Source organism: Streptomyces sp. NPDC058955 (genome assembly GCF_042741435.1).
GTDB lineage: Bacteria > Actinomycetota > Actinomycetes > Streptomycetales > Streptomycetaceae > Streptomyces.
Map to the genome: position 1 here is coordinate 1 of NZ_JBHYKM010000076.1, position 11,420 is coordinate 11,420.

11 protein-coding genes, 1 tRNA gene and 1 pseudogene are annotated in these 11,420 nt (G+C 71.9%); 10 read left to right on the top strand and 3 right to left on the bottom strand.

The window, feature by feature from the left end; all coding sequences use genetic code 11:
- Both ACFW1I_RS25370 and ACFW1I_RS25375 read right to left on the bottom strand, forming a co-directional pair.
- Positions 1-837, bottom strand: a pseudogene (locus tag ACFW1I_RS25370) (hypothetical protein); the annotation flags it as partial.
- Between the two features lie 6 nt (positions 838-843).
- The gene (locus tag ACFW1I_RS25375) at positions 844-1,839 is read right to left on the bottom strand and encodes an SMI1/KNR4 family protein (RefSeq protein ID WP_031007224.1); all 996 of its coding nucleotides are present in this window, start codon (positions 1,837-1,839) and stop codon (positions 844-846) included.
- Positions 1,840-2,148: 309 nt separating this feature from the next.
- Here ACFW1I_RS25375 and ACFW1I_RS25380 point away from each other — a divergent pair, with 309 nt between their 5' ends.
- Both ACFW1I_RS25380 and ACFW1I_RS25385 read left to right on the top strand, forming a co-directional pair.
- A complete protein-coding gene (locus ACFW1I_RS25380) occupies positions 2,149-2,652 on the top strand; it encodes a YwqJ-related putative deaminase (protein WP_384674003.1) in 504 nt (167 codons plus the stop codon).
- A gap of 8 nt (positions 2,653-2,660) precedes the next feature.
- Positions 2,661-3,143 carry an SUKH-3 domain-containing protein gene (locus ACFW1I_RS25385; RefSeq protein WP_384674006.1) on the top strand — a complete coding sequence of 161 codons (483 nt, stop codon included), beginning with the start codon at positions 2,661-2,663 and terminating at the stop codon, positions 3,141-3,143.
- On the opposite strand, the gene ACFW1I_RS25390 is transcribed toward ACFW1I_RS25385, so the two are convergent.
- Entirely contained in the window at positions 3,140-4,438 is a 1,299-nt protein-coding gene (locus ACFW1I_RS25390; protein ID WP_384674008.1) for a sensor histidine kinase, read from the bottom strand. The genes ACFW1I_RS25385 and ACFW1I_RS25390 overlap by 4 nt on opposite strands.
- Positions 4,439-4,566: 128 nt before the next feature.
- Between ACFW1I_RS25390 and ACFW1I_RS25395 the strand changes: the two genes are divergently transcribed.
- From ACFW1I_RS25395 to ACFW1I_RS25430, 8 genes are all read left to right on the top strand, one after another.
- A complete protein-coding gene (locus ACFW1I_RS25395; RefSeq protein WP_384674011.1) occupies positions 4,567-5,424 on the top strand; it encodes a hypothetical protein in 858 nt (285 codons plus the stop codon).
- A gap of 29 nt (positions 5,425-5,453) precedes the next feature.
- A tRNA-Gln gene (locus tag ACFW1I_RS25400) sits at positions 5,454-5,528 on the top strand.
- Between the two features lie 119 nt (positions 5,529-5,647).
- Complete coding sequence (gene glmU, locus ACFW1I_RS25405; protein WP_384674014.1) at positions 5,648-7,096, top strand: bifunctional UDP-N-acetylglucosamine diphosphorylase/glucosamine-1-phosphate N-acetyltransferase GlmU; 1,449 nt, start codon at positions 5,648-5,650, stop codon at positions 7,094-7,096.
- A 121-nt stretch (positions 7,097-7,217) separates the two neighbouring features.
- Positions 7,218-8,192 carry a ribose-phosphate diphosphokinase gene (locus ACFW1I_RS25410; RefSeq protein ID WP_031007234.1) on the top strand — a complete coding sequence of 325 codons (975 nt, stop codon included), beginning with the start codon at positions 7,218-7,220 and terminating at the stop codon, positions 8,190-8,192.
- Between the two features lie 257 nt (positions 8,193-8,449).
- Entirely contained in the window at positions 8,450-9,043 is a 594-nt protein-coding gene (locus ACFW1I_RS25415) for a 50S ribosomal protein L25/general stress protein Ctc (RefSeq protein ID WP_384674017.1), read from the top strand.
- Between the two features lie 246 nt (positions 9,044-9,289).
- Positions 9,290-9,892 carry an aminoacyl-tRNA hydrolase gene (gene pth / locus ACFW1I_RS25420; protein WP_319011170.1) on the top strand — a complete coding sequence of 201 codons (603 nt, stop codon included), beginning with the start codon at positions 9,290-9,292 and terminating at the stop codon, positions 9,890-9,892.
- 39 nt (positions 9,893-9,931) lie between these two features.
- Entirely contained in the window at positions 9,932-10,375 is a 444-nt protein-coding gene (locus ACFW1I_RS25425) for a hypothetical protein (RefSeq protein ID WP_384674020.1), read from the top strand.
- Positions 10,376-10,517: 142 nt separating this feature from the next.
- Positions 10,518-11,417, top strand: a complete 900-nt coding sequence (locus tag ACFW1I_RS25430) for an LPXTG cell wall anchor domain-containing protein (RefSeq protein ID WP_384674022.1) — start codon at positions 10,518-10,520, stop codon at positions 11,415-11,417.
- Positions 11,418-11,420: the final 3 nt, after the last annotated feature.

Sequence of the window (11,420 nt, forward strand, 5' to 3'; positions counted from 1 at the left end):
GCGGGCCCGCCCGCCCCCCCCGCGCCCCCCCCCCCCCGGCGGCCCCCCCCCCCCCCCGCCCCGCGGCGGCGGGACCCCCCCCCCGCCCCCCGACAGCGGCGGCGCGAACACCGTCGCCGGCAGCGGCACGCCCTCCACCCCGCCGGACGACGCGTTCGCGTCCACCCACGGACTGGCCGGCGCCGACGCCGGGACACCGTCCATCGCCGTCGGCTCGTACTCCGCGTCCGACTCCTCCGACGACACCGAGGAGGACGACGAGGGCACGGCCGACAACGGCGTCGGCGTCACGGGCGTCTCCGACCCGGCCGACCCCGCCGCACCCGACGAGCCCACCGAACGGCCCTCGGACGCACCGGACTCCGCCGACGACACCGAACCCGCGACACCGCCCGTGTCGGCGTCCGCGTCGGACTCCGCCTCGCCCCGCTCCTCCTGCGACGCGTTCGGCCGCTGCGGCAGACCGATCTTGTCCGCCGCGTCCTGCAGCCACTCCGGCGGGCTCAGCAGGAACGACGTCTGGTTCAGATCGATCCGCGCCGCCGGCGCCGACGCGGCCGGCGCGGCCTCCTCGTCGGCGGCCCCGTACTCCTCCTCGTACCGCCGGATCACCTCGCCCACCGGCAGCCCCGGCCACAAGGTGCCCTCGCCCGAGTCCCGCGCGATCACCAGCCGCTGCCGACCCGTGTCCGCCGTCGGACCGCCCTCGCGGCCCTCCGCCCACACCACGAAACCCAGCCCGAACTCCCGTACCCGCACCTCCTGGTGCTGATACGGCGGCAGGTCACCGTTGATCCACTCCTCGGCGCGCTCCTGCGCCTGCGCGAACGTCACCACAGCCGGTCAGCCTCCCACCGGGACCACGGGCACGGCACGCGCGAAGCCGCCGTCCACCATCAGGTTCGCGACCGTCTCCAGCTCCGGCGGATTGCCCGCCAGCCGCAGCAGAAACGCGTCGAAGTCCACACCACAGGGCAGCAGCAACCGCTCCACCCGCTCGTTCACCGACCAGCCCGCGGCCTCCTCGCCGGAGTCCCGCACGTCGTCGTACGCGCAGAACCACACCGAACCGACCGCCGCACCGCGCACCTTCACCGCGATCAGACCGCCCTGCACGAAGGCCACCCCCAGGTAGTCCTTCGTCAGGTGGTCCCGCAGACACTTGTTGACGTAGACGAGGTCGTTGACCCCCGCCTCCTCGCGCACCGTGAAGAACGGCTGGTCCACCAGGAGCCCCAGCTCCGCGTCGAGCGCCGCGCCCACCGGGGCGCAACCGCCCGCCGCCTTCAGGAACGAGCGGTACGCCCCCGGCAGCCGGTAGCCCAGGTCCTCCTCGACGCCCTGCAGCTGCTGCTCCGACACCGCCACCCGGCCCTTCGGCAGCCCGAAGTGCACCGGACGGGTCTCCTGCAGCGGCCGCGTGCCCCGCTTCGCGTGATCCACCGCCGCCGTCGCCACACCACCGTGGTGCCGAAGCAGCGCCTTCACCTCGACCGGCACCAGCTCGAGCCGCCGCGACCCCGCCACGTGGTGCCACGTCCAGCCGTGCGGCGTCGCCACCGCCGGAATCGTGTCCCACAGCTCATGACCGGTCGCCGCCATCGCCGCGTTCGCCGACACGTAGTCCGTCAGCCGCAGCTCGTCGACGCCGAAACCCTCCGGCGGCTCCGCGATCTCCGCCGCGGCGCGCGCGTACGGCGAGAAGTCCGGGAACCCGCGCTCGTCCACCCGCACCCCGCGCGGATGCCGCGAGGCGCGTACCGGATCCGGGAAACGCACGACCTGCCCGGCATAGGCCGCGTTCGGTGGCACGGACTGCCCGAGCCGACCTGTCGTCATGGCGGTTGCCCCCTGCGTGGCGTCACTGGCTGCTACTGCTTGCTCCTGCCGCCGGACGCCACTGCACGCAGCCGCGCCCGACCGATCCCGCACAGCCTATGCGCTGCCACAAGACCACGAACCGGCCCGCGCCCCCACCGGCCCACCCCACACACGCACCGTCACCAACCGTCACGAAGCCATGACAGGCCGACCACGGCTCCGACACACCGACAAGCCGAAACCGCCACCCAGCTTCCCCATATGGCTCCCTATTTGGCAGGCTGTGCACCGCAACTCGGGGGATTGCAGGAGGGGAAGACCAGCACCATGTACGCCAGCACGACGCCCACGCAGGGTGACCCACGCCTCAACTGGAGCAGCGACACCGACCACGGGCGCGCCCCCTTACTGCTCCACCGCCGCGACGGCATCCTCCCCGCCGTCGGCGCCGCCCTGTCCGTCCGCGGCGAGACCCTCACCTGCACCGCCGGCCGCGGAGACACCCCGCCCGTCCTCCACGCCCTCGTGCAGGACTTCCTCGACACGCTCACCAGCGGCCAGCGCGAACGCTTCACCGGGCGATGTCCGGAGGCCATCCTGCTCTCCCGGCACCTCAGCGCCGCCGAGAACAACCGCTCCAAGCGCGCCCAGCGCAAGCCCCTCACCCCCGGCGAGGCCCGCCGCAGCCTCAAGCACGCCAAGATCACCGCCCGCCGCATCCGCGAGGACGGCGACCCGCTGCACGGCAGCTACGCCGCACCCTGCCGCTCCTGCGCCGCGCTCCTCGACCACTTCGGCGTCCGCACCGTCACCCCCACCGAGAACGGCTGACCCGGCCCATGTCCGACACCACCCGCTTCCCCGTCAACGTCGACGCCGCCCTCCGCGACGCCGGCTGGCAGCCCGGACGCTGGGACATCAAGCGCGCCGAGGAATGGGCCGACGCCCTCCGCGCCCACGTCTCCCCCGCCGGCCACCGCCACAGCGTCTTCCCCGCCGCCGTCGAGGCATGGGCCGAATTCGGCGGCCTCCGCCTCACCGCCCCCGGCCACGGACGCCAGATAGCGCCCGCCACCCTCCGCTTCGACCCCCTCGCCGGCCTCCACCTCGCCCGCACCCTCGCCGACCTCGGCCGCGCCCTCGGCACCGAACTCGCCCCGCTCGGCGAGGAGGGCGACCACCAGGCCGTCCTCGCCATGGACGCCGAAGGCCGCGTCTACAGCCTCGACCACGCCGGCGACTGGTACCTCGGCCGCGACATCGACGCCGCCCTCGCCACCCTCGTCACCGGCACCCAGCCGACCCGCCTCACGGCCGGCTAGCCCTCCCCCACGGGGATCACCGCCGACACCTTGAAGCCCCCGGCGTCCGTCGGACCCGACACGAACGCCCCGCCCAGCCGCGCCACCCGCTCCTTCATCCCCACCAGGCCGTTCCCCCCGCTCGGCAGCCCCGCGTCCGCCGCCCCCGCGTCCGACGGACCGTTCTCCACCTGCATCGCCACCTCGGAGCCCCGGTGCGCGAGCCGCACCACCACCTCCGCGCCCGGCGCGTGCTTGTGCACGTTCGTCAGCGCCTCCTGCACCACCCGATACGCCGTCCGCTCCACCTCCGGCGGATACACCCCCGCCTCCCCCAGCTCCACCAGCTCCACCACGGCCCCCGCCAGCCGCGACTCCTGGCACAACTCCTCCAGGGCGCCGAGCCCCGGCCCCGCCGCCGCCTCCGCGGCCGCCGCGGCCGCCCGCCCCACCGCCGCCAGCGGCACGGCCGCCGGGGCCACCGCCGGAGCCTCCTCCCGCAGCACCCCCAGCATCTCCCGCAGCTCCGTCAACGCCTGGCGCCCCATGTCACCCACCAGCGCCGCGTTCCGCACCGCCTTCTGCGGATCCTTCAACGCCACCGCCTGCAGCGCCGCCGCGTGCACCACCATCAACGACACCCGGTGCGCCACCACGTCGTGCATCTCCCGCGCGATCCGCCGCCGCTCCTCCTGGCGCGCCCACTGCGCCCGCTGCTCCGCCCGGTCCGCCAGCAGCGACAGCTCCTGCTCCAGCGAGTCCGCCCGCTCCCGCAGGCTCTCCATCAGCCGCCGCCGCGCCCCTATGTAGAGCCCGAACAGCAACGGCGGCGCGTTCAGGCCCAGCGTCATGAACAGCGCCATGACCGGCACGTACCAGGTGCTCGGATCGAAGTCGTCGGCCTGCGCGGCGATGTCCCGCCGCATCTCCACCGCCGTCACGACGAACACGGCGACCGTCGCCATCCCCGCCAGCACCGCCGTGTACCGCCGCGGCACCTCCGACGCCGCCAGCGTGTACAGCCCGACGATCCCCATCAGGAAACCCATCTCGGCCGGCGCCACCGCGATCGACACCAGCACCACGGTGATCGGCCACCGCCGCCGCACCAGCAGCACGGCCCCCACCAGGAACCCGAACAGCGCCCCCAGCGCCTCCGGCGCCCCCGCCCTCCCGGCGAACGACACCCCCTCGACGGCACACTCCACCGCCGACACCAGCGCCAGCCCGACATCGAGCACGACGCTCCGCCGCCGCTCCCACCACCACACGGCCCGCGCGCCCGGCGCGTCCCGATCTGCCCCCGTTGCGGTCATGCCCCCACCCTACGGGCGCCCCCCGACGAAATCCGAGGTGCGTCAACACCCCGCACACCAGTCCCTCGAACTAACGAATCGCCCGAGCTTTCGACCCAAGCGTCCGCATTCCGGACGACGCTCATCACATGACCGCAGAAATGAACAGGTACGCGGACTTCGAGGGCCTCCGCGCCCAGGCGGTGGCACTGCGCCGCGAGGGCCTCAGCCGGCGACAGATCCGCGACCGCCTCCACGTCCACAACAACGACATCCTCAACCGCCTCCTGGAAGGCGAACCCCCACCGGAGTGGACCAAGCGCCCCAACGCCAAGGACGACCTCCGAGACCGCGCCCGCGAGCTCCGCCTCCAGGGCATGACCTACGACCAGATCCAGGTCGAACTGGGCTGCTCGAAGAGCTCGATCAGCCTGTGGGTACGAGACCTGCCGAGGCCGGCGCCGCGCTATACGGACGAGGAACGCCGGGACCGAATGAACGCCGGGCTGGCCCACCTCCGCTCCGCGCAGGACAAGGACCGAGAGGAGACCAAGCGCGCCGCCCGAGAGTCCGTCGGCGCCCTGTCGGACCGAGAACTCTTCCTCACCGGAGTCGCGCTCTACTGGGCCGAGGGCGCGAAGGACAAGCCGTACAGCCGGCGCGAATCGCTCCAGTTCATCAACAGCGACCCGAACGTCATCTCCCTCTACCTGCGGTGGCTGAATCTTTTGGGCGTCACCCGGGACCGCCTGCGCTTCCGCGTCAGCATCCACGAGACCGCCGACGTCACAGAGGCCGAAAAGTTCTGGGCGGACCTCGCCGAAGTCGATAGCTCGACCTTCCAGAAGGCCACCCTCAAGCGCCACAACCCGCGGACCACCCGGAAGAACACGTCCGAGACATACCGAGGGTGCCTGGTTGTGTACGCGACGGGCAGCGCAGAGCTGTACCGTCGCATAGAAGGGGCCTGGTACGGCATAGTGGAGGCCGCCAGGGCTCACGACTGACGACATGTCCGTTTTGGCCCTATAGATTATCCCCTGTGGTGTAATCGGCAGCACTGGGACCTTTGGAGTCCTATGTCCAGGTTCGAGTCCTGGCGGGGGAGCCACAACACACAAAAGCTCGGTTCGGGCCCTGACCTCCCAGGTCAGGGCCCTTCCTCATGTTCGCCCCCCGGCCCCCCGGTATCCTTCGTGCGTCCACCACCCAGAGCCGAAGGGCATATCCGTGAGCGCCAACCGCCCGGCAGCCGTCATCGTCCTCGCAGCGGGTGAGGGCACCCGCATGAAGTCCAAGACCCCCAAGGTGCTGCACGAGATCGCCGGGCGCTCGCTCGTCGGGCACGTCGTGTCCGCCGCGCGTGAGCTGGAGCCCGAGCACCTCGTCGTGGTCGTGGGGCACGCGCGGGAGCAGGTGCGCGGGCACCTGGAGGAGGTGTACCCGGGGACCCGTACCGCCGTGCAGGAGGAGCAGAACGGGACCGGGCACGCGGTGCGGATGGCCCTGGAGGAGCTGGGCGCCGCGCCCGAGGGGACCGTCGTGGTCGTGTGCGGCGACACCCCGCTGCTGTCCGGCGCGACGCTGCAGGCGCTGGCCGAGACGCACGCCGCCGACGGGAACGCCGTCACCGTGCTGACCGCCGAGGTGCCGGACGCGACCGGCTACGGGCGGATCGTGCGGGACGTGGCCACCGGTGCCGTGACCGCGATCGTCGAGCACAAGGACGCCTCCCCGGGCCAGCTGGACATCCGGGAGATCAACTCCGGCGTCTTCGCCTTCGACGGCGCGCTGCTCGCGCAGGCGATCAAGCAGCTGCGGACGGACAACAGCCAGGGCGAGGAGTACCTCACCGACGTGCTGTCGATCCTCCGCGAGGCGGGGCACCGGGTCGGCGCGTCCGTGGCCGCCGACCACCGGGAGATCCTGGGGATCAACAACCGGGTGCAGCTGTCCGAGGCCCGCGCGCTGCTGAACCGGCGGCTCCTGGAGGCCGCGATGACGGCCGGCGTGACCGTGGTCGACCCGTCGTCCGTGATCGTCGACGTGACGGTGACGTTCGAGGCGGACGCCGTGATCCACCCGGGTACGCAGCTGCTGGGCTCGACGCACGTCGCCGAGGACGCCGAGGTCGGGCCGAACACCCGGCTGAAGGACACCACCGTGGGCCGGGGCGCCCGGGTGGACAACACCGTCGCCGACTCCGCCGTGATCGGCGAGGGCGCCTCCGTGGGCCCGTACGCCTACCTCCGCCCGGGCACGAGGCTCGGCGCGAAGGCGAAGGCCGGCACCTACGTCGAGATGAAGAACGCGACGATCGGCGAGGGCACCAAGGTCCCCCATCTGTCGTACGTGGGCGACGCGACGATCGGCGAGTACTCGAACATCGGCGCGGCGAGCGTCTTCGTGAACTACGACGGCGTGGCCAAGCACCACACCACGATCGGGTCCCACTGCCGGACCGGTTCGGACAACATGTTTGTGGCTCCCATCACGATCGGGGACGGCGCCTACACGGCCGCCGGGTCCGTGATCACGAAGGACGTGCCGGCGGGTGCGCTGGCCGTGGCCCGGGGCCAGCAGCGGAATATCGAGGGCTGGGTCGCCCGGAAGCGGCCCGGCAGCGCCGCCGCGCAGGCCGCCGAGGCGACCTCGGAAGGGTCCGCCGGCGCAAGCTGACCGGAAACAGGTACGTCGAACGAGGCGTACCGTGATACGTGCACACAAATTCGGCTGGTTCGCACACGCGCACGGGAGCGCGGGGTCTTGCGGCCAGAGAACAGTCTGAGGAGACAGTGCTGTGACCGGGATCAAGACGACCGGCGAGAAGAAGCTGATGCTCTTCTCCGGCCGCGCCCACCCCGAGCTGGCCGAGGAGGTCGCGCACCAGCTGGGTGTCGGTCTCGTTCCGACCAAGGCGTTCGACTTCGCCAACGGTGAGATCTACGTCCGCTTCCAGGAGTCGGCGCGCGGCGCGGACTGCTTCCTGATCCAGAGCCACACGGCTCCGATCAACAAGTGGATCATGGAGCAGCTGATCATGATCGATGCTCTGAAGCGGGCCTCGGCCCGGAGCATCACCGTGATCGTCCCGTCGTACGGCTACGCCCGTCAGGACAAGAAGCACCGCGGCCGCGAGCCGATCTCGGCCCGTCTGGTGGCGGACCTGATGAAGACGGCCGGCGCGGACCGGATCCTCACCGTGGACCTGCACACGGACCAGATCCAGGGCTTCTTCGACGGCCCGGTGGACCACCTGTCGGCGCTGCCGGTGCTGGCGGACTACGTGGGCGGCAAGGTCGACCGCGAGAAGCTGACGATCGTCTCCCCGGACGCGGGCCGCGTGCGGGTCGCCGACCGCTGGTGCGACCGGCTGGACGCACCGCTGGCGATCGTGCACAAGCGCCGCGACAAGGACGTCGCCAACCAGGTGACCGTCCACGAGGTGGTCGGTGACGTGAAGGGCCGCGTCTGTGTCCTGGTGGACGACATGGTCGACACCGGCGGCACGATCTGCGCGGCGGCCGAGGCGCTCTTCGCGCACGGCGCCGAGGACGTCATCGTGACGGCGACGCACGGCATCCTGTCGGGTCCGGCCGCGGACCGCCTGAAGAACTCGAAGGTCAGCGAGTTCGTGTTCACGGACACGCTGCCGGTGCCGGGTTCGCTGGAGCTGGACAAGATCACGGTGCTGTCGATCGCGCCGACGATCGCGCGCGCGGTGCGCGAGGTGTTCGAGGACGGTTCGGTGACGAGCCTCTTCGAGGAGCACTGAGCCCCGGGGTTCGCTGCGGAATCGCTTCGGAGGGCCGTCTTCCCCGTTCGGGGGAGGCGGCCCTCCGCCGTTCCCGCCGGGCGTGATCCATTTGGGGGGCCGGGGGCGGCCGGGTAGACTGCTGAGGTTGCTCGGCGAGGGAGGCCGCGCCCGTTGAGGGTCGGCGCTCCGTTATCGACGCGCTCTTCGTAGCAGGCCATCGCCAGTCGGCGGCCGGGTGACAGTCGCAATCGTCACCACCATTACGAGGAGTGCACATGTCCGAGGTGAAGCTCGCCGCCGCCGTCCGCACCGAGTTCGGCAAGGGCGCCGCCCGCAAGATCCGTCGTTCCGGCAACGTCCCCGCGGTCGTCTACGGCCACGGCTCGGAGCCGATCCACATCACGCTGCCGACGCACCAGACCACGCTGGCGCTGCGCACCCCGAACGTCCTGCTCTCCCTGGACATCGAGGGCAAGGGTTCCGAGCTGGCCATCCCGAAGGCCGCCCAGCGCGACCCGCTGAAGGGCGACCTGGAGCACGTCGACCTCCTCCTCGTGAAGCGCGGCGAGAAGGTCACCGTCGAGGTTCCGGTCGTCGCCGAGGGCGAGCTGGCCGCCGGCGGCAACCTGCTGGAGCACGTCCTCAACACCCTCTCCGTCGAGGCCGAGGCCACCCACCTGCCCGAGTCCGTGACGGTCTCCGTCGAGGGCCTGGAGGCCGGTGCGTCCGTGACCGCCGCCGACATCGCGCTGCCGAAGGGCGTCACCCTGGTGACCGAGGCCGACGCCGTCGTCCTCCAGGTCCTGGCCGCCCAGGCCGAGGAGCCGGCCGCCGAGGGCGCCGAGGGCGACGAGGCCGCCGAGGCCTGAGCCGTAGGCTCTTGTCCGACGTGACGGGGGGGGGGGGGGGGGGGGGCCCCACCCCCCCTTTATATTTTTATTCGCCATACGACCCGCGGTGATATAGGTATCCGACACCCCCCCCCCCCCCCGCCCCCCGGGGCGCCGCGCCCCCCCCGCGCCTCCGCCTTGGGTATTTTCCCCTGGTGCGGGGGGGGGGGGGCGTGGGCCCCCCCCCCCCCGTTTCTCTTTTTCGACGCGAATCGACGCGAGGAGATATCGGTGACCGACGACGCGAACGCGCCCTGGCTGATCGTCGGCCTCGGCAATCCCGGGCCGGAGTACGCGGGCAACCGCCACAACATCGGCTTCATGGTGGTGGACCTGCTGGCGGAGCGGATCGGCGGGAAGTTCAAGCGGGCGCAGAAGGCGCAGGCGCAGGTCGTGGAGGGCCGGCTCGGTCCGGTGGGCCCGGCCAACCGGCGGGTGGTGCTGGCGAAGCCGATGTCGTACATGAACCTGTCCGGTGGTCCGGTGACGGCGCTGCGGGACTTCTACAAGGTGCCGACCGCGCACGTGGTGGCGGTCCACGACGAGCTGGACATCGACTACGCGACGCTGCGGCTGAAGCTGGGCGGCGGGGACAACGGGCACAACGGCCTGAAGTCGATGACGAAGTCGATGGGTCCCGACTACCACCGGGTGCGGTGCGGGATCGGGCGTCCGCCGGGCCGGATGCAGGTGGCGGACTTCGTGCTGAAGGACTTCTCCTCGACGGAGCGCAAGGAGCTGGACTGGTTCGTGGACCGGTCGGCGGACGCGGTGGAGTGCCTGGTGACGGAGGGCCTGGAGCGGGCCCAGTCGGCGTACAACTCCTGAGCGTCGCCTTTCGGCCGTACGACTGTACGATCGCGGGTCATGACGCACGTCCGGAACGCCGCCATGGTTCTCGTCGCCGTCCTGCTCGTCGTGGCGGGGGTGTGGGCGTCGTGGGGTTCGGCGCAGCACGTCCTGCTGGCGAAGGGGCGTGAGCACGGGACGCTGACGGTGACGGCGTGCACGGACGAGCGGTGCTCCGGTACGTACGCGCCGGAGGACGCCGGTTCGTCGCGGCGGACGCTGGCGGTGGAGCGGTCGGTGGCGGCGGGGCCGGGGTCGGTGATCCCGGTGGTGGTGAAGCCGGGCACGGACGAGGGCGTACGGACCGGCTGGGGCGGCGGGTTGCACGCGTGGCTGCCGCTGGGCGGGGCGCTGGTGCTGGCCGCGCCGCTGGTGGCGGGGGGTCTGCGGCTGCGGCGGACGGCCTGGTCGCTGGCGGGCGCGGGGGCCGGTCTGTGGGTGGCGGCGTTCGTCGCGCTCTGACGGGCCGCAAGGTCCGACCGGATTCAACCAGTTCCTGGCGGGATCGTTATGCCCCTCTGGGTTAAGCGTGGCTTAAAGCGACGGATAGGCTGCCCCCGCCACCTCCCACGGCATCCCTCATCCCACAGATGGACGACTGCACATGCGACGCTCCCTGATTCCCGCCGCCACGCTTGTCGCGGCCATGGCGGGCTCCCTGATCCTGGCGCCGACGGCGTTCGCGTCGGGTTCGGGCAACGAGATCACGCTCAACCAGAAGCTGCCGATCAAGGCCGCGGACTACCAGCAGGGCGAGTGCCCGGACAGCATCCCGGCGGGCCAGGACGGGTGGCACTTCGTGCTGCCCGGCAACGACGCCGAGTTCGTCAAGCTGACGGTCACCTTCGAGCCCGGTGGCACGCAGGTCATCGAGGACTTCAGCGGCTTCGGCAACCCGGTGGGCAAGCACGCGTACGTGGCTTCCCCGGCCGGCGCCGAGCTGAAGGAGGTCTCGGCCACGGTCGACGGCACCACCCCGCAGGACGAGTTCCAGCTCTCCCACACCTGCGCGTCGGAGGGTGAGACCACCACGGGCGGTGCCACCGGCGAGACCACGGGTGAGACCACCACGGGTGAGACGACCGGCGAGACCACCACCGGTGAGACCACCACCGGTGAGACCACGACCGGTGAGACCACCACGGGCGAGACCACGACCGGTGAGACCACCACGGGCGAGACCACCACCGGTGAGACCACCACGGGCGAGACCACGACGGGCGAGGCCACCGCCACCGGTGAGACCACGACCGGCGAGTCGACCGCCACGGGCGAGACCACCGCGACCGGCGGTTCCACCACCGGCGAGACCACGACCACCGGCGAGACCACCGCCACGGGCGAGGTCAAGGGCGAGACCGACACCAAGGGCGGCTCCGAGGAGGGCAACCTCGCGGAGACCGGTTCGAGCGCGCCGGTCGGCGTGCTGGCCGGCGTGGCCGCCGCGCTCGCGGCCGCCGGTGCGTTCCTGGTGCTGCGCCGTCGCAAGGCCGCGCAGAACTGACGT